General features: G+C 67.9%; 13 protein-coding genes and 1 tRNA gene. 2 read left to right on the plus strand and 12 right to left on the minus strand.

What is annotated here, in order from left to right; genetic code table 11:
* Window positions 1-190: 190 nt before the first annotated feature.
* A complete protein-coding gene (gene nhaA / locus ACFRAU_RS15545) occupies window positions 191-1,567 on the plus strand; it encodes a Na+/H+ antiporter NhaA (RefSeq protein ID WP_378000596.1) in 1,377 nt (458 codons plus the stop codon).
* Window positions 1,568-1,577: 10 nt separating this feature from the next.
* Here the strand turns inward: nhaA and sufU are convergent, their stop codons facing one another.
* The 9 genes from sufU to ACFRAU_RS15590 form a co-directional block, all read right to left on the minus strand.
* Window positions 1,578-2,027, minus strand: a complete 450-nt coding sequence (gene sufU / locus ACFRAU_RS15550) for a Fe-S cluster assembly sulfur transfer protein SufU (protein WP_377997925.1) — start codon at window positions 2,025-2,027, stop codon at window positions 1,578-1,580.
* 44 nt (window positions 2,028-2,071) lie between these two features.
* Window positions 2,072-3,397 carry a SufS family cysteine desulfurase gene (locus ACFRAU_RS15555; protein WP_378000597.1) on the minus strand — a complete coding sequence of 442 codons (1,326 nt, stop codon included), beginning with the start codon at window positions 3,395-3,397 and terminating at the stop codon, window positions 2,072-2,074.
* Window positions 3,398-3,906: 509 nt separating this feature from the next.
* Window positions 3,907-6,657, minus strand: coding sequence for a LuxR C-terminal-related transcriptional regulator (locus ACFRAU_RS15560; protein WP_378000598.1), 2,751 nt, complete (start codon window positions 6,655-6,657; stop codon window positions 3,907-3,909).
* On the minus strand, window positions 6,650-9,388 hold the full coding sequence (locus tag ACFRAU_RS15565; protein WP_378000599.1) for a LuxR C-terminal-related transcriptional regulator: 2,739 nt from the start codon (window positions 9,386-9,388) through the stop codon (window positions 6,650-6,652). The genes ACFRAU_RS15560 and ACFRAU_RS15565 overlap by 8 nt, the downstream gene beginning before the upstream one ends.
* 173 nt (window positions 9,389-9,561) lie before the next feature.
* Window positions 9,562-10,146, minus strand: a complete 585-nt coding sequence (gene pth, locus ACFRAU_RS15570) for an aminoacyl-tRNA hydrolase (protein ID WP_378000600.1) — start codon at window positions 10,144-10,146, stop codon at window positions 9,562-9,564.
* A gap of 118 nt (window positions 10,147-10,264) precedes the next feature.
* Window positions 10,265-10,879 (minus strand): 50S ribosomal protein L25/general stress protein Ctc, encoded by a 615-nt coding sequence (locus ACFRAU_RS15575; RefSeq protein WP_377997920.1) that lies wholly within the window; start codon window positions 10,877-10,879, stop codon window positions 10,265-10,267.
* A 295-nt stretch (window positions 10,880-11,174) separates the two neighbouring features.
* Window positions 11,175-12,155: a ribose-phosphate diphosphokinase gene (locus ACFRAU_RS15580; protein ID WP_377997919.1), complete on the minus strand. Its 981-nt coding sequence runs from the start codon at window positions 12,153-12,155 to the stop codon at window positions 11,175-11,177.
* Window positions 12,156-12,160: 5 nt separating this feature from the next.
* Window positions 12,161-13,651: a bifunctional UDP-N-acetylglucosamine diphosphorylase/glucosamine-1-phosphate N-acetyltransferase GlmU gene (gene glmU, locus ACFRAU_RS15585; protein WP_377997918.1), complete on the minus strand. Its 1,491-nt coding sequence runs from the start codon at window positions 13,649-13,651 to the stop codon at window positions 12,161-12,163.
* Between the two features lie 122 nt (window positions 13,652-13,773).
* Window positions 13,774-13,845, minus strand: a tRNA-Gln gene (locus tag ACFRAU_RS15590).
* Between the two features lie 246 nt (window positions 13,846-14,091).
* On the opposite strand from ACFRAU_RS15590, the gene ACFRAU_RS15595 reads away from it, so the two are divergent.
* Window positions 14,092-14,691 carry a TetR/AcrR family transcriptional regulator gene (locus ACFRAU_RS15595; RefSeq protein WP_378000628.1) on the plus strand — a complete coding sequence of 200 codons (600 nt, stop codon included), beginning with the start codon at window positions 14,092-14,094 and terminating at the stop codon, window positions 14,689-14,691.
* Window positions 14,692-14,758: 67 nt separating this feature from the next.
* Here ACFRAU_RS15595 and ACFRAU_RS15600 read toward each other — a convergent pair whose 3' ends face one another.
* Genes ACFRAU_RS15600 through rsmA form a run of 3 tightly spaced genes read right to left on the minus strand, consistent with a single transcriptional unit; the run spans window position 14,759 to window position 18,475 of the window.
* A complete protein-coding gene (locus ACFRAU_RS15600) occupies window positions 14,759-16,585 on the minus strand; it encodes an ABC-F family ATP-binding cassette domain-containing protein (RefSeq protein WP_378000601.1) in 1,827 nt (608 codons plus the stop codon).
* 34 nt (window positions 16,586-16,619) lie between these two features.
* Window positions 16,620-17,588, minus strand: coding sequence for a 4-(cytidine 5'-diphospho)-2-C-methyl-D-erythritol kinase (locus ACFRAU_RS15605; protein WP_378000602.1), 969 nt, complete (start codon window positions 17,586-17,588; stop codon window positions 16,620-16,622).
* Window positions 17,588-18,475 (minus strand): 16S rRNA (adenine(1518)-N(6)/adenine(1519)-N(6))-dimethyltransferase RsmA, encoded by an 888-nt coding sequence (rsmA, locus tag ACFRAU_RS15610; RefSeq protein ID WP_378000603.1) that lies wholly within the window; start codon window positions 18,473-18,475, stop codon window positions 17,588-17,590. The genes ACFRAU_RS15605 and rsmA overlap by 1 nt, the downstream gene beginning before the upstream one ends.
* Window positions 18,476-18,519 lie beyond the last annotated feature (44 nt).

Here is an 18,519-nt window from a genome sequence, read left to right on the forward strand (position 1 = left end):
GGGGGGGGCGGGCCCCGGGCGGGTATCTTAAGGGGTCCCCTGGTGGGTTTTTGGGGGCCCGGTGGTTGAGCTGCCCTAACCGGGTTTCCCAAACCAAAAACCAGCGGCCTCCGCCAGTCGGATAAGCTGGACACAAGGTGCGCCGGGAAGTCTGGTCGGCAGGTCACTTTGCCGAGCCCGAGGAGCCCCGATGCCCAGACTGCCGCTCCCCTCCCGGAAATTCCGGGTCTTCAGCCGCTCCACCTATCCGGAGTACCTTCGCATAGCGGCCATCCTGCGTACCGAGACAGTCGGTGGCGCACTTCTCCTGGCCGCCACAGCAGCCGCGCTGATCTGGGCTAACTCCCCCGCCGCTGGCGCCTACTTTAGGCTGCGTGACCTGGAGCTCGGCTACGAGCCGTGGGACCTGCAGCTCAGCGTGGGGCACTGGGCCTCGGACGGATTGCTCGCCCTGTTCTTCTTCATTGCCGGGCTGGAACTCAAACGCGAGTTTGTTTCCGGCGACCTGCGCAGGCCATCCCGGGCAGTGGTCCCGGTAACGGCCGCGGTAGGCGGCGTCGCCGTGCCGGCCATCATTTACTCCGTCATTGTCTGGAACCAGGGGGCCGAGGCCCTCCGGGGCTGGGCCATCCCCACGGCCACCGACATTGCCTTCGCGCTGGCTGTGCTGGCGGTCATCAACACCCACCTGCCCGCCGCGCTGCGGACCTTCCTGCTCACCCTCGCGGTGGTGGACGACCTGATCGCCATCAGCATCATTGCGTTCTTCTACTCCTCCGGGCTCCAGCCGGCCCTGCTGCTCGCCGCCCTTGTCCCGCTGGCCCTTTTCGCCTGGCTGGCGCAGAAGCGGATCACCCGCTGGTACCTGCTCCTGCCGCTCGCGGCTGCCACGTGGGTCCTGGTGCACGCCTCCGGCATCCACGCCACGGTGGCGGGCGTTCTGCTCGGTTTCACCGTCCCGGTGGCAGCCTCGCGGCGGGACCGGCGCCACCCAGGCAGCAGTGCCGGCGGCAGCATCACTTCGGGCGGCACCACCGGCGACGGCGGCGGCACCGGCATGGCTGCACGCCTGGAACACCTGCTCCGTCCGCTGTCTGCGGGTTTTGCGGTCCCCGTGTTCGCGTTCTTCTCGGCAGGCGTTGCGCTCGGCGGCGCCCCGGGGCTGACGTCCGCCTTGGCCGACCCGGTGGCGGTGGGCATCGTTGCAGCACTGGTCGTGGGCAAGGCCGTTGGCGTCTTCGGGGCAACGTTCCTGGTCACGAAAACCACCCGCGCGCAGCTTGACGACGGGCTCAAGTGGGTCGATGTCGCCGGGCTATCCGTCCTGGCCGGCGTGGGCTTCACTGTCTCGCTGCTGATCGCGGAACTGAGCTTCGGGCCGGGCTCGGCCCACGACGACCATGCAAAGGTGGCCATCCTGACCGGTTCGCTGACCGCGGCGGTGCTGGCCGCCGTCGTTCTTAAGGCCCGCAACAGGCACTACCGGCGCCTGGAAGCGGAAGAGACAAGGGACGACGACGGCGACGGCGTGCCGGATGTCTTCCAACGGTCCGATCAGGACCGCTGAGGCCGGGCGGTCAGGCTGCCTGGTTGAGGGCGTCCTCGGCGGCGACCCACGAGATCATGGCGCACTTTACCCTCGCGGCGTAGCGGGCCACGCCTTCGAAGGCGGCGGCGTCGCCCAGGATTTCCGGGTCGGCCGGGATTTTTCCGCGGGACCGCAGGACCTCGCGGAAGTTCCCGATCACCGAGCGGAGTTCGTCCACGCTCATGCCCTCGGCCAGCTCGCTCAGCACGGAGGCGGAGGCCATGGAGATCGAGCAGCCTGCCCCGTCCCACGCCAACTGCGTGACCGTGCCGTGGTCCACGGCCACACGCAGGGTGACCTCGTCGCCGCACACGGGGTTGAGCTGGTGCGACTGGCCCGTGGACGCGCCGTCCGGAGCGGCCGTTGCGGCCAATCCGCTGCCGTGCCGGGCCTTGGAGTGGTCCAGGATGATCTGCTGGTAAAGCTGGTCGAGGCTCATGCTCAGGTACCTGTCGTCGGGGAGCGGGGCTAGTCGTCGGAGGGCTAGGCCCGGAAGTAGGCGCGGACTCCGGACACTGCGTCCAGGAATTCGTCCACGTCGTCGGTGGTGTTGTACAAGTAGGCGCTGGCCCGGGTGGTGGCCGTCAGGCCAAGACGGCGGTGCAGCGGCTGGGCGCAATGGTGGCCCACGCGGACGGCGATGCCCCGCGCGTCCAGGAACTGGCCGACGTCGTGCGCGTGGACACCGGCAACGTCAAAGGCCGCCAGGCCGATCCGGTCCTGGCCGGCGGCCGGACCCAGCACGCGGACGCCGTCGATGGCTTCCAGGCCTGCCACCATCCGCTGGCCGAGTTCGGACTCCCACCGGTGCACCCGGTCGATGCCGGTTTCCGTCAGATAGTTGACCGCGGCGGCAAGGGCCACTGCCTGCGAAATCTTCTGGGTCCCGGCCTCGAACCGCTGCGGCGCGGGAAGGTACTCCGCGCGTTCCATGGTCACCGTGGTGATCATGGAACCGCCGGTCAGGACCGGCGGGAGCACGTCCAGGAGCTCCTGCTTGCCGTACAGCACACCGACGCCGGTGGGTCCCAGCATCTTGTGGCCGGAAAACACCGCGAAGTCGACATCCAGCTGCTTGACGTCCAGGGCGAGGTGCGGTGCCGACTGGCAGGCATCCAGCACCACCAGGGCACCTGCCCGCCGGGCGAGGGCGACGAGTTCGCGGACGGGGTTGATGGTGCCCAGCACGTTCGAGGCGTGGGTGAACGCCAGCAGCCGGGTGCGCTCCCCCACAATGTCCGCTGCCTCATCCATCCGCAGCACCCCGGCGTCGTCCAGCGGGATGTGCCGCAGGGTGGCGCCTGTCCGGTAGGCCAGTTCCTGCCAGGGAATCAGGTTTGCGTGGTGCTCCATTTCGGTGACCACGATTTCGTCGCCCGGCCCCAGTGCGAGGTCCCGCAGCTTCGAGTCGCCGCGCCCCTGGGCTGCCCACAGGGCGGCGTTCGACAGCGCATAGCTAATGACGTTCAGGCCCTCGGTGGCGTTGGAGGTCCAGACGATTTCCGCATAGTCCGCCCCGACAAAGTCGGCGACGGTCTGCCGGGCGTCCTCGAAGACCTCGGTGGCCTCGACGGCAAGGTGGTGGGCTCCGCGGTGTACGGCAGCGTTGCGCTGTTCGTAGAACTCCTGTTCCGCCTCGATCACGCTCAGCGGGTTCTGCGAGGTGGCGCCGGAGTCAAGATAAATGAGCGGGCGGCCGTTGACCGTCTGGTTCAGCACGGGAAAGTCGTTGCGGATCCGCAGGACCTCGGCATTGTCCATCGCAGAAAGGGCACGCGTCAGCGTGGTTGGCGTTGATACTACGGCCAATGGGACTCCTTGGGTGCCTTGAGGTACCTCTCAATTGTCCCACAGCACGTTCGGCCGGAGCATGGGCAGGACCTGGCCTGCCTGACCGGTGCCTGCCTGACCGGTGACATGCCTGACCGGGCACGTGCGAAGGGCGGCCCCCGTCGCTGCGGGCCGCCCTTATCATGCAGTTGGATATTCGCTGGTTGCGGACTACTTGTAAGGGCCGGCGACGGCTGGGGGGAGAGCCTCGGTCTCAGAAGGCTCTGACGTCGCCGGCCCCGCCTTGCCCGGACCCCGAGGGCCGGAAATCTGGTGCGAGACCTGAAAAATCTGGTGGCAGCTTCGGGGGGAGATCAGCCCTGCTTCCGCTGCCACTAATAGTTAATCGCGTACTGGCGCCCGCGGCACCAGTACCCGGTACTCGTTTTTCTGAGTACTTAACTACTGGTTCCCGCAGGTGGCGCGGTCCGGCGTGCAACCGCGCGGAATTTGCCCCGGGGGGCCAGAAAAAAACAGCCTGGGAAGCGCTACTTCTTCGGAAGGGCCAGCGCGAGCTCGTCACGCCGGCGGACGCCGAGCTTGACGTAGCTGCGGTACAGATGCCCCTCGACGGTCCGTACGGACACCATCAGCTGCTGGGCAATCTCACGGTCGGAGAGGCCCTGCACCGCCAGCTCCACGATGTCCCGCTCGCGGCGGGTCAGGTGGACACTCGGAACGGAGGCGACAAACGGGCTTTCCCGGAACCGCTCGCCGAGTTCCTGGTCGCACTTCTCCCGATGGGCGATCGCCTGGCGGGCACGGCGCCGCTCGCCCGCGGCGTCCAGCAGGGCGCCGGCCCTGGCGTACGCTTCGCGCGCGAGGTTCAGCAGCCCGGCTTCCTCGAGGGCTGCGGCCGTGTCCATCAGAACGTCGGCGTCCTCCGAGGCCCAGGCCTGGGCCAGCTGCCGCCAGCCGGCTGCCCACCGGCCCTCAACGGTGGCGGCGAGGGCGGCGAGTTCCGGTGCCAGCGACCGCTCGCCGAGATCCGAGCAAAGGATGAGGCACTCCATCCTCGTTCCGGGATGGTCCGCAACGGACTCGGAACCCGCGAGTTCACGGAGCCTGTCCAGCCCGCTGCCCTTCCGGTCAAGGTGTTCAGCCGCGGCGGCAGCATAGGCCTCCGCGACGGCATCGCAGCCGGGTCCGCTGGCGTGCCGGGCCGAAATGAAGTCCTGTTCGAGCCGCTTCGCCTGGGCGGTGTCGCCCAGCCGTGCTGCGGCGTAGAAGGCAAGCGACGAGCCGAACCTGAACTCCTGCAGCGGGTCATTGACGCGGAGAGCTTCGACTGCGGGCAGGAGGACCTGGTAAGCGCGCTCCAGCTGGCCCTGCCGCAGCAGTCCCAGGCCGCGCAGTGCCTGGATCCCGCCGCCGAAGGTCGAAGCGCCCTCGGTGCGTTCCGCAGGGTAACCGGACAGCTCATGCTCGGCAGACTCCCAGTTGCCGGCAGCGAGGGTGCTGATCGCCAGGCGGGTCAGGACGAACTCGTTGAAGAAATAGAGGCCACCGCCAAGCGCCGGCAGGTAGGGGCCGGCCGCCAGCGCGGCGGCGTGGGCCTGGTGCGACCGTCCGGCGGCCACCAGCGTTTGGGCAAGCAGTGCCTGCGCCACGGCGTGCAGTGTTGCTTCGACACCCGGTGCAGACTCCGGATCCGTGGTCCCCAGCGCCGCGATGACAGCGCTGATGCCTTCGTGGTCACCGGCGGCAGTCATCTCCAGCAGGCCGTGGATCCTGTCCTGCCAGGCAGCGTCCGGGGCGATCCCGGCCTCCTCCAGCCGGTGGCGCGATTCAGCCCTGAGCGACGTCACGGACTTACCCAGCGCCAGATGGGATGACGCCCTGAGCATGAGGACCTGCGGCGCTTCCGGATCCCCGGCCAGGTTAAGCCAGCAGCCGTCGAGGAGTTCGGCGGCCTCGCGGTACTTGCCTTCGTTGAAGTGGGCCCGCGCCGTGATGGCGAGCGCGTGGGCCTGCAACTCCGGTGCCCGGACGTGGCTGGCCATGAGCCGGGCGCCGGCGTTGTTGAACGTGGTCGCAGCCAGCAGGGCGGCGTCCAGCAGGTCCCGGTCCGGCACCTCGAGACCGCATTCCAGCGACCACTCCACCAGCCGCAGCCTGCCCTCCGCGCTGGCGGCGGCCGGATCCAGGTGGGCATCAAGCTTCTGCCGCAGCTGCAGGCTCCGCGAGACGGACACCTGGCGCCGCGTCGATTCGCCCAGGATCGGGTGCGTAAGGCTCAGCTCGGTGTGCGTCGCGGCTGATTCGGTCACCACCTGGTTGTCCAGCAGGGAACGCACGACGCCGCCGCCGCAGACGTCCTCGATCAGGCCCCTGGGCACGGGCTCGGCCAGGGCGATCACTTTGAGCGCATCCTGCTCCTCCGGCGGTCTCCGGAGGAGATCCTTGACCACGAGGTCCGAAAGCCTGGGTCCGTCCGCCGGCAACGGTCCGAGCAGCACCCAGATCCCGTTCCGCTGGACCAGGGTACCATCGGCTGTTGCGTCGCTCAGCAGGCAGTCGAGGAGCAGCGGGTTGCCGCCTGAAGCGGACCACAGCGACTGGACGGTGCTCACGGGTACCGTCCCCTGCAGAGTGTGTTCCACGACCTCCCTGACCTGATCGCCGCTGAGCGGCCGGAGATCGATGCGTTCCGCCAGGCCGTCATACCAAAGCTGGTTCAGTGCCTGGGGCAGGCCCGGCCGCGGCCGCCCGGCGGCCAGAACGGTCGCCCAGCCGGCAGAGGTCATGTCCACCACCATGCTGGCCGTGGCGTCGTCGAGGTGGTGGGCGTCGTCCACCACCAGGAGGACAGGGGCGTCGGCGCCCCCTTTGAGGCCGCGGCTCCCCTTCAGCTCCTGGAAGTGGGCCCAGACGGCCCGCAACACCGCGACCGGCGAGTCTGCTTCCTCGGGGGCGAGCCCGGAGGTGTACGGCGCCAGCACGCCGTAGGGGACTTTTGCCAGCGAGGAGCTGCCGTGGATGCGAAGCACTGTCATCTCTGCCGCGAGCTTCTCGCGCACGGCGTCCGTCACGGATGTTTTCCCGACGCCGGGGCCCGCCATCAGGTAGACGGCCTGGCTGGCACGGCTGCGGATGATGGTGCAGACATGCTCAATCGCTTCACGGCGGCCGGTCAGCTGGCGGAGTTCCGGTTCCGCCTTGGCACCGCGGCCGTTGGACGAGACGCCGTGGGACGAAGTGTTGGGCGAAGCGCTGTTTGGTGAGGAGCTGTTAGACAAGGCCAGGCAGATCACCCCTGGATGTCACGCCGAGCTTGGTGAAGACCTGGTACAGGTGGCCCTCAACCGTTCGGACGGATACGCCCATCTCCAGGGCGATGTCACGGTTGGACACGCCCCTTCCGGCCAGACGGGAAATCTGGCGTTCACGCGCGGTAAGGAGCGGGCTTCCGCTGCTGGGAACGATCGGCAGGCTGGGCACCGTGGCGGTGAGCGTGTCCAGCCGGGCCTGGGCAACGCGGGCGGAGGCAGAATCCCCGGAGTGGCGGGCAAAGTCGACAGCGAGCGCAACGCACCGGGCCTCCACGGCGTCGAGCTCCAGTTCGGCGCACAGGTGCGCGCCTTCCAAGAGGACCTTGGCGTCCTTGGTGCGGGTGCCCACGGCGACGAGGCGTGAGATCTCGGCGAGGGTCCCCTGGCGGCGGCCTGCCACCTCCTCCATCAGGCGGAAGTCCTCATCAGTCCCGTTCACGGTGGCTCCGAGCAGGCTGATGCCCGCCAGCGTGTACCGGCCGGCGTCGATGTCGCGGTGTGCTGCCTCGAGGAGGCGCTTCACGGCGTCGGTGTCCCCCAGCCACCGGCCCGCCATGTCGGCACAGAACTCGGTGACGAACAGCGTGCCGAAGTTGCAGTGGCCGCGCACGCCGCGGAGCTTGTCGAGGTACTTGTGTGCCTGCCCGGCGTTGCCGATCTGGGCGTAGGCGAAGGCCGTGGCGGCGTAGGCGGCCTGCAGCATGTTCAGCACTGGGCGGAGCTCGAGCTGGGCGACGGCGGACAGCAGCGAATCCAGGGCCACCGCACCGCGGCCTGAGAAAACGTAGGCGATGCCGGCTGCCAGTTCCGTGGCGGACGTCCGGTAGGCCAGCCGGCGCTCCTCCTGCCCCTTGGGCGGCCCGACGAGTTCCAGGCACCGCTTCCACTGGCCGGCCTGCAGCAGGACGTTGAACGCCGTCATCGCGAACCGTTCCCGCAGGCCGGTGAGCGGCCCGGCATCCGAAAGCTGTCCGCCGACGCGGCGCATCAGCTGGAGGGCGTCCATTTCCCGGCCAACGGCCGACAGGGCGTGCATCAGGAGCAGTGCTGCCTGGATCCTGAAGCCGGGGTCCTTGTTGACCGCGGGGTCGATCGCCTCCTCCAGCTCCGCGACCATGGAGGCGTAATCGCCGACGAAGGACTTGTATTCGAATTCGGCCAGGGTAATGGCGTCGGCGGCCGTGCCCAGCGGATCGGGCCAGCTGGAGGCCACTCCCACGGCAACGCCCAGCCGCTTCCGCGCAGCTGCCAGCTCGTCCGGCACTTTGTCGCACAGCTCGGGCAGCCAGACCATGACCCGGATCTTGGCTGCCACCACGCGGGCGAAGGCCTCCGCATCGAGCGCGTCCAGCTGTCCCTGGGAAATGTCCTCCAGCGCGGACATGGCCTGCACCGGCAGGTCGAGCAGCAGGTAGGCGGTTGCCTTGTGCAGCTGCGCTTCCACCCAGACGTCGTCGGTCTTCGTGATGCCTTCAACGCACGAGATCGCGAACCGCGGGTCAAAGAGCTGCACCGCTGCCTCCGCGGCGGCCACCGCCATGGCAGGGCTGAGTTCGGCCTGGCATTCCCTGGTCCAAGCGGCGAACTCGATCCGCTCCTCCATGGTCAGGGCGGACAGCTCGGGTTCGTGGCCGCCCAGCAACAGGGTCCGGAGTTCACGACGGCGGGAGATGCTCAGCCATGAGCGCACAACGTCCCCAAGGTACTGTTCCCGCAGGGAGACCCAGCGGTCTCCGGCGTCGGCGACCGTCAGCAGCCCGGCATCTTCCATGTCGGCCACGGTGGCGGTGCCGTAGATTTCGGACAGCCGGGCCAGCGGCACACGCCGGGCGCAGGAAAGCATCTCGATGACCTCGCGGGTTTCCGGCTCTTCCCGGGTCCAGCGGGACCGGACAATGTCATCCAGCCCGGTGGCGCCGTCGAGCACCACCCTGTCCCGCAGGGTCCAGACGGAATCGGACAGGACGAGGTTTCCTGACTGCTGCTGCTCTGTGACAAGTGCCTTGAGCAGGAGCGGGTTGCCGCCCACGATGGCGTGGTAGGTGCTCACGAGCGAGGCCGAGACGCGGTGGCCCAGCAGCGTCAGCAGGACCTGCCGGGTCTGCAGTTCGTTGAGATTTTCCAGCCGGGCTTCCGTCAGCCGCCGGTCGGTGAGCAGCCAGTGGAAGTCCGCCGGAAGGTCGCTGGTGCTGGGCGCGATGGCGATGACGCGCGCAGTGTGCGTCAGCATGATGTTCAGGATGACGCCGGCGCTCATGTCATCGATCTGGCCGGTGGTATCCAGGGTGATGACGCAGTCCCGGCCCGCGGCGTCGGACCGGATCAGGGAAGTGATGCCCTGGAGGATGGCGGTGGGGGAAGCCAGCGCCGACTGCGGAAGCCGGGCCAGGAGGAACGCGAGGCAGCCGTACGAGGTTTGCGAGCCGGTCAGTGGGCTGCGCAGCTGAAGCGCCCAGACGTCTGGACCCAGCTCGGCGACGGCGGTGCGGGCGAGCGAGGATTTCCCCACACCGCGGGCACCTGTGATGACGACGCCCAGGGACTCGGGATCTGTCAGCGCCGTGCGGATGGCGTCAAGGTCTGCGCTGCGCGCCGGAACGGACCAACGTTGGAGGTCCGTTCCGCCCGCAACGCCCGCCGGTCCCGCCAGCACGCCCGCCGTAGACCCACGTCCCCAGCTCAGTGGCTCAATTGACATGAACTTTTCCTTACATCCCGCCCGGCAGGATGAAGGCTCCGTCGCCTCCCCCGCTTAGAAAGAAGACTACCCCGTTACTTTGCAGGGATATAGGGCACTGCGTTCACATTTCGCAGACCTTGATGCGACCTTGAGGTAGGTGCGTCGGGGAGGAAAAACCGTGGCGGAAGACGCTACACCTTGGCGGTGTGGAACTGCTGCTGGGCGGCTGTCAGGCCCTCCCTGACCAGGAGCTCGACGGCGTCGGCGGCATCATCGAGCAGGAAGGGCAATTCCTTCTTTTCAGCGGTGCCGAAGTCCCGCAGCACGTAGTCTGCGGTGTCCATCCGCCCCGGCGGACGGCCGACTCCCACCCGGACCCGCAGGTAGTCCTTGGTGGCGAGGGCCTTGGAGATGTCCCGGAGGCCGTTGTGCCCTCCCTCGCCGCCGCCGATCTTCAGCTTCACCGTATTAAAGGGGATGTCGATCTCGTCATGGACCGCCACCACTCGGGAGGGCCCGACGTCGTAAAACCTGGCGAGCGCGGACACCGGCCCGCCGGAGACGTTCATGTAGGTGCCGGGCTTCGCCAGCACTACGCGGGGGCCGCCGATGCCCAGCCGGCCTTCGAGGACGAGGGCCCTGGCCTTGTGGGCCTTGAACTTCGCGCCGATCCGTCCGGCCAGCCCGTCCAGCACCATCTGGCCGACGTTGTGCCGGTTGCCGCTGTACTCGGGTCCGGGGTTGCCAAGGCCTACGATCAGCCAGGTGTCAGTCATGAATCAATCCTAAAGGCGGGGTTTGCCCGCAAGTGGGCAGGGACGGCAGTGGCCGGGCCCGAAAAGGACCCGGCCACCGGTCCGCGCCGGATATGGCGCGGGAAGGGTTGTGCCCGAATTACTCGGCAGCAGCTTCTGCGGCCGGAGCCTCTTCAGCGGCGGCTTCCTCAGCTTCGCCCTCTTCTCCCTCAGCCGGTGCTGCGGCCTCGGAGATGTTGACCACCAGGGCCTCGGCGTCGGTCAGCAGGACGGCACCCTTGGGGAGCACGAGGTCGGAGGCGTGGATGTGCTCGCCGGCGGCGCGGCCCTCGATGTTGACCTCGACGGCCTCGGGCAGGTGGGTTGCCTCGGCCTCGAGGGAGACGACGGTCAGTTCCAGGTTGTGCACGGTGCCCGGGGCGGTTTCACCGACGGCGTGTACGGGAACGTCAACGGTGACCTTCTCGCCCTGGCGGACGGTCAGGAGGTCGATGTGCTCGATGATCTGCTTGATCGGGTCGCGCTGGACATCCTTGACGAGTGCCAGGTGGCCTTCACCGTTGAGGTCCAGGGACAGCAGGGCGTTGGCCGTGCGGACAGCCAGGGTGGTGGCCTTGGCCGGCAGGGTGATGTGGATGGGCTCTGCGCCGTGGCCGTAGATCACGGCGGGGATCTGGCCGGCGGCGCGGGCGCGGCGGGCGAAGCCCTTGCCGAATTCGGTGCGTGCTTCTGCTGCGAGCTTCTGCTCAGACATGTGAATCTCCTGGTGGATGGTTGGTTCAGCAAGGGCGGAGGTCTGGAGTGACCTTCAACGCCGGGCGGCCCGAAGGCGGCCCCACCAGAAGGGTGGTTCAGACCCAGTCGATAACGGAGACCAGCAGTCCGGAATTCCGGAGGTGCTCTCCCTCGCCAAGGTATCGGGAAAAAGCTTACCAGCGCCCGGCCCGTTTACTGAAAACGAGCACTTTCGTGGCACCGCTGGTTGAGCTTGCCGGAACCCGGTGCTTCGGGTTTCGGCAAGCTCAACCGGCGGAACTCAAACAGCGCCGCTATGCGTTGCCGTCGAACAGGCTGGTGACCGATCCGTCGTCGAACACTTCCCGGATGGCCCGGGCGATGAGCGGCGCGATGGACAGGACGGTGAGCTGCGGGAACCGCTTCTCCGGGTTGATGGGCAGCGTGTTGGTGACCACCACTTCGCGGGCACCGGACTCGGAGAGGCGACGGGCGGCGGGGTCGGAGAACACCGCGTGCGTGGCGGCGATGATGACGTCCTTCGCGCCGGCGTTCTTGAGCACCTGCACGGCGCCGGAGATGGTTCCGCCGGTGTCGATCATGTCGTCGATCAGCACGCAGGTGCGGCCCTCAATCTGGCCCACCACGGTTTTGGACACGGCCTGGTTGGGCACTGTCAGGTCGCGGCTCTTGTGGACGAATGCAAGCGGCGCGCCGCCGAGGCGCTCGGCCCACTGTTCAGCCACGCGCACGCGGCCGGTGTCCGGCGAGACCACGGTGATGTTGTCGGCGCTGACGCGGGTGCGGATGTAGTCGGCGAGCAGCGGGATGGCCATGAGGTGATCCACCGGCCCATCGAAGAAGCCCTGGATCTGCGAGGTGTGCAGGTCCACGCTCATGATGCGGTCAGCGCCGGCGGTCTTGTACATGTCGGCCACGAGGCGGGCGGAGATGGGCTCGCGGCCGCGGCCCTTCTTGTCCTGGCGCGAGTACGGGTAGAACGGTGAAACAACGGTGATCCGCTTGGCGGAAGCCCGCTTCAGCGAATCGATCATGATCAGCTGTTCCATGAGCCAGTTGTTCAGCGGTGCGGGGTGCGCCTGGATGACGAAGGCGTCCGTTCCGCGGACGCTCTCCCCGGCGCGGACATAGATCTCGCCGTTGGCGAAGTCGTAGGCGTCCACAGGCAGCAGTTCCGTGCCCAGCTCCTTGGCGATCTCCCGGGCAAGCTCCGGGTGTGCACGCCCTGCGGCGAGCACCAGTTTCTTCTCGCCGCGAGCCGTAATTTCGGTCATGGTTGCTAGCCCTCTTCTGTAGATGCGGGGGAATTTGGGGAATCAGTGCGGCTTTCGCGGGCCGCGGCGGCTTCTGCCAGTTCCGCGGACAGCGTGCCGGGGCGGTTGGCGGTGACCCAGCCTTCGGCGTTGCGCTGAGCTGCCATGGAGAGCGCCAGTGCACCCGCAGGCACGTCCTTGCGGATCACGGCTCCGGCGCCGCTGTAGGCGCCGTCCCCCACCGTGACCGGAGCGACGAATACTGTGTTGGAGCCGGTGCGCACGCCAGAGCCGATCACCGTGCGGTGCTTCTTCTCGCCGTCGTAGTTCGCCGTGATGTTGCCGCAGCCGATGTTGGTGTCCTCGCCGATTTCGGCGTCCCCGGCGTAGCCCAGGTGGGACAGCTTGGAGCCGCGGCCGATCCTGACGTTCTTGGTTTCGTAGAAGGCGCCGATCTTGCCCGTCTCGCCCAGGACCGTTCCCGGGCGCAGGTAGGTGAAGGGGCCAACGCTGGCCCCCGCGCCGATCTCTGCACCGGAACCGTGGGTCCGGGTCACCTTGGCGCCCTCACCGATGCTGACATCGGTCAGCGTGGAGTCGGGGCCGACGACGGCGTCCCTCGCCACGGTGGTGGTGCCGTGCAGCTGAGTGTTGGGCAGGATCCGGACGTCCTCCGCCAGGGTCACGGTGGAATCGATCCAGGTGGTGGAAGGGTCGACGACGGTAACACCGGCGCGCATCCAGGCTTCCACGGTCCGGCGGTTGTGCTCGGCGCCGAGGGCGGCGAGCTGCACGCGGTCGTTGGCGCCCTCCACCTGCCAGCGGTCGGCCGTGACGACGGCGGCCACGCGGCCGCCGGCCACGCGGGCGAGCCCGAGGACGTCGGTCAGGTACTTTTCGCCCTGCGAGTTGTCGGTGGTGACGTGGACGAGGGCGTCCCGGAGGACAGCAGCGTCAAAGGCGTAGATGCCGGAGTTGATCTCACGGATCGCACGCTCGGCGTCGGTGGCGTCCTTGTGCTCGCGGATGCCGGTCACGGTGCCGTCTTCGCCGCGAAGAATGCGGCCGTAGCCGGTGGCGTCGTCCAGGATCGCGGTGAGCACCGTGATCGCGTTGCCCTCGCGCTCATGCGTGGACACCAACTCGGCGAGCATTTCACCCGTCAGCAGCGGGACATCGCCGTACGTCACCACGACCGTTCCGGCGACAGGTTCCTTGGCGTCCAAGGCTTCGAGGGCAACTTCGACCGCGCGGCCGGTGCCGGGAACCTCGTCCTGGTCCACGATCAGGGCGTCCGGATCGAGTTCGGTGAGGTGCGCGGCGACGCGGTCCCGCTCGTGCCGGACCACCAGGGCCAGGCGCTCGGGGCTGATGCTGCGGGCAGCAAGCAGGGCGTGGCCAACCATGGAACGGCCGCCGATTTCGTGGAGGATCTTGGGGGTACGGGATTTCATCCGGGTACCGGCACCTGCAGCTAGGACGATAACGGCGGCTGGGCCGGATTTCTCGGGGCTCACGTACGGGCTCTCCTTGCTCGGTTGCGCTGTACTGCATCCGCGGCTGCCTGCGCGGCGGTGTCCGAACCTGTGCCCGGAACCGGCAACAGGGTTCATCCTACTGGACACCTCTGATGCAGCTGTTCCGCCCATAGGATTCGAACCTATACTCCACGGCTCCAAAGGCCGGGGTGCTGCCATTACACCAGAGCGGACCATGCCCGGCGTTTAGCCTGGGCACGAGAACCAATTCTGCCACGAACGTTGATGCTCGTGCGACCTCGGCGCTTTGGGTGCGCCGGCTCCGGCTGGGGCAGCGCGCCGGGACCCGCCGTCGCCCCCGCCCGCTGCTTGACGTAAGGCATGATTGGACCGTGAGAAACAGCACAGGGACAACTGACGGTCCGGGGAACCTGCCAGCAAGGCCCGAAGCAGCGGCGGGGCGCATCCCCCGGTCGCGGATGACCGGGCCCCAGCGCCGGTCCCAGCTCATCGAGGTAGGCCGGTCCCTGTTCGCGTTGCGGGGCCTGGACGGCACCACCATCGAAGAAATCGCTGCCGCTGCAGGCGTTTCCAAACCGGTGATCTACGAGCACTTCGGCTCGAAGGAGGGCCTGTACACGCAGGTCGTCGAGTACGAGTTCCGCATCCTGCTCGCCGCCATCAACGACGCCCTGGCCGACGAAGCCAAGCCGCGCGTCCTCGTGGAACGCGCCGCCCTGGCCCTGCTCACCTACATCGAGGAACGCACCGACGGATTCCGCATCCTCATGCGGGACGCTCCCCCGTCACAGCCCGAAGGCGCCTTTTCCACCCTGCTCTCGCACGTGACGGCCCGCGTTGAACACATCCTGGCCGACGAGTTCGCCCGCCGTGGATTCAGCGCAGCCGACGGCGCCATGTACGCGCAGATGCTCGTGGGCATGGTGGCGATGACGGGGCAGTGGTGGCAGGACGCCCGCCAGCCCGACAAACGGGCCGTCGCCGCCCACCTCGTGAACCTGGCCTGGAACGGCCTGACCGGTCTCAAAAAGGAGCCGGAACTCCGCAGCGAGCCCTGAGCCCGGCAGACCGCCGTCGGGGTTCCCGCCTTTAGCGGCCAATGTCTGGACAAAAACCCGGAACCGGCTACTCGCCGAGGACTTCCAGGGCCTCGAGCCACTCGAGTTCCAGGGCTTCGCGTTCTTCGGCCAGGGTCTTCAGCTTTTTGTTCTGCTCGGCGAGGGCGTCGAAGTCGGAGTCGGCGGTGCTTTTCACCATCTGCTCGTGGAGTTTCTTCTCCTGCTGTTCGAGCTTGCCCAGCTGCCGTTCGATGCGGTTCTTGGCCTTGCGGGCGTCGCGCTTTTCGGCCTCGGACGGTCCGGCCGGGGCCGCCGCCCCGGTGGCGGACGGGCCGGTGACCGGGTTCCCGCCGCCGGCAACCGTGGAGCCGGCGAGGGCATTCTCGCGGAGTTCGAGGTACTGGTCCACGCCGCGCGGGAGGGCCCTGATCTTGCCGTCGCCCAGCAACGCCATCTGATGGTCCGTCACCCGTTCCAGAAGGTACCGGTCGTGGCTGACCACCACGAGCGTGCCCGGCCAGCCGTCCAGGACGTCTTCGACGGCGGCGAGGGTGTCGGTGTCGAGGTCGTTGGTCGGTTCGTCAAGCATCAGCACGTTCGGCTCACCCACGAGCAGGCGCAGCAGCTGCAGCCGCCGGCGTTCGCCACCGGAGAGGTCCCTGACCGGGGTCCACTGCTTCTCGTTGGTGAAGCCCAGCTGCTCCACCAGCTGCCCGGCGGTGAATTCCTTGCCGCCGACGTTGAAGGAGCGCTTTTCGCGCTCGATCACTTCGATCACGCGCAGGTCCGAGACGTCGTCGAGCTCTTTGACCTCCTGGGTGAGGACCGCGGTGACCACCGTCTTGCCTCGCTTGAACTTCCCGGAGGTTGGCCGAATCTCGCCGTTGAGGAGCTTCAGCAGGGTGGTCTTGCCCGCGCCGTTGACGCCTACCAGGCCCAGCCGCTCGCCCGGCGCAAGCCGCAGCGTGATGTTATCGAAAAGCTTCTGCCCGTCATCACCTCCCAGGAGGTCCAGTGAGACGTGCTCGAGGTCCAGGACGTCCTTTCCGAGCCGGGCAGTGGCCATCTTGCTCAGGGCCGTGGAGTCCCGCGGCTCGGGTACGTCGGCGATCAGGGCGTTGGCCGCCTCGATCCGGAATTTGGGCTTGGCTGTGCGGGCCGGTGCACCGCGGCGCAGCCAGGCGAGTTCCTTCTTGACGAGCTGCTGGCGCTTGCTTTCCATCACGGACGCTGCGCGGTCGCGTTCGGCGCGGGCCAGCACATACGCGGCATAGCCGCCGTCGAAAGGGTCCATGATGCCGTCGTGGATTTCCCAGGTCTTGGTGCAGACCTCGTCCAGGAACCAGCGATCGTGGGTGACCACGAGGAAGGCGCCCTGGTTGGCCCGCCAGCGGGTCTTCAGGTGCCGGGACAGCCAGGCGACGCCTTCGACGTCGAGGTGGTTGGTGGGCTCGTCGAGCATGATGACGTCGTGGTCCTCGATCAGCAGCTTGGCCAGCGCCACGCGCCGCTTCTGCCCGCCGGACAGCGCGTGCACGTTGGCGTGCCAGTCGACGTCGGACACCAGTCCGCCCATGATCTCGCGGATCCGGGGATTGCGGGCCCATTCATAGTCGGCCTGGTCGCCCACGATCGCTGCACCCACAGTGAGGTCGGCGTCGAGCACATCGCTCTGGTCCAGGTAGCCGATGTTGACATCGCCGCGCTTGGTCACCCGGCCGGAATCCGGGGTGGAACGCATCGCCAGCAGCCGCATAAGGGTCGACTTGCCGTCACCGTTGCGGCCCACCATGCCGATCCGGTCGCCCTCTTCCAGGCCGAGGGTAATGCCGTCGAGGACGGTACGGGTTGCAAACGAAACCGTGAGGTTCTCGCCGCCGAGCAGGTGTGCCACGGGGAACTGCTTTCTGGTGTGTTGGTGGAAAGTATTAAAGGAGCGTATCGGAGATGATGCGGGCGCCGGGCACGGGGCCATGGACGGCCAGTGCATTGAGGCCCTTGTGCTGGAGCTCCCCGGCGAGGTTTTCCGCCGCCTCCGGATTGTGTGCCAGCAGGGCCACGGTGGGTCCGGAGCCGGAAACGATCCCGGCAATGGCCCCGCAGGATTCTCCCAGGCCGAGGGTGTCCCGGAGCCCGGGAGCGAGGTCGATGGACGCACGTTGGAGGTCATTGACCAGCACCCTGCTCAGCGCATTGGCGTCGCCGCTGCGCAGAGCCTGCAGGATCTTCGGGTCCACGGCCGAGGGCTCCTCGATGTCCAGGCCCTCGGCATCGCGGAGCCGGTCGAGGGTGCGGAAAACGTCCGGGGTGGACAGTCCGTACTCTGCCGTGACCAGAACCCAGTCCATCTGCGCCTTTGCCAGCGCAGGCGACAGGTCATCGCCCACGCCCAGCCCCACGGCAGTGCCGCCCAGGAGAGCGAAGGGAACGTCAGCCCCGAGCTCGGCGGCGAGCTGGGCGAGTTCGTCCCGGGACAGGCCGCTGTTCCACAACGCGTCGCAGGCCAGGAGGGTGGCGGCAGCATCCGCGGACCCACCACCCATGCCGCCCGCCACGGGCACCCGCTTGGTGATTTCAAGGTGCACGCCGGTGGAGTGTTCGGACACGTCGGCCATGATGGCCGCTGCCTTGTAGGCGAGGTTCCGTTCGTCGAGCGGGATGTCCACCCCGTCGAGGTCCAGCGTACTGTCGGCGCTGATGCTGACGGTGATGCCGTCGGATGTTGTGCTGGTGGCCGCGACTTCCTCATACAGCGACACCGCCAGGTAGACGCTCGCCACGGAGTGGTACCCGTCCGGCCGCAGCGGCCCGACATCCAGCGAGACGTTGACCTTGCCCGGAGCCTTGACCCGGACGGTCCTCGCCGCAAAGCGGCCCCTCAGGCCGTGGAGCGCCATCAGTCGTCCGAGGCGTTGCGGGCTTCGGCGATCCTCGCGAACGCAGCGATATCGATCACTTCGCCGCGAGCGGTGGGGTCCACCCCGGCCGCGACGAGGCAGCGTTCCGCTTCGGCGGCGCTGCCGGCCCAGCCTGCCAGGGCTGCCCGGAGCGTCTTACGGCGTTGCGCGAAGGCAGCATCAATGACGGCGAAAACCTCCTTGCGGCTGGCGGTGGTGGCCGGCGGCTCGCGCCGGGTGAAGGCCACGAGGCCGGACTGGATTTTGGGTGCAGGCCAGAACACATTCATGCCGATGATGCCGGCCTTGCGCATGCTGCTGTACCACGCGGCCTTGACCGAGGGCACCCCGTAAATCTTGGATCCCGGTTCGGCGGCCAGCCGGTCGGCCACTTCGTCCTGGACCATGACGAGGCCGTGCCGGATGGACGGGAAGTGCTGCAGCAGGTGGAGCACCACCGGCACCGCAACGTTGTAGGGCAGGTTGGCCACAAGCGCCGTGGGCTCGGCCGGCAGTTCGGTCACCTTCATGGCGTCGGCGAGGACCAGGTGGAAGTTGTTGGCGGACTCTGGCCGCCATTGCCGGATGGTCTCCGGCAGCTTCGCAGCAAGGACGGGGTCAATTTCGACGGCGACCACCGCCTTGGCGGCGTCGAGGAGCCCCAGCGTCAGCGACCCCAGCCCGGGCCCGATTTCGAGGACCGTCTCGTCCGGGCCGATGCCGGCCGCGGTCACGATCCTGCGGATGGTGTTGCCGTCGATGACGAAATTCTGGCCAAGTGTTTTGGTGGGGCGGACGCCGATCTCTCCGGCCAGCCTGCGGATATCGGAGGCACCGAACAGCGGAGCGGGCGCGGTGCCGGAGGCGGCGGGGGTCGGGTCAGTCACCTAGGTATCCTATCCCGCTGCTCCATATGGAACGGGGTTCTGTG

It is taken from the genome of Arthrobacter sp. NPDC056691, from assembly GCF_042791415.1.
GTDB lineage: Bacteria > Actinomycetota > Actinomycetes > Actinomycetales > Micrococcaceae > Arthrobacter.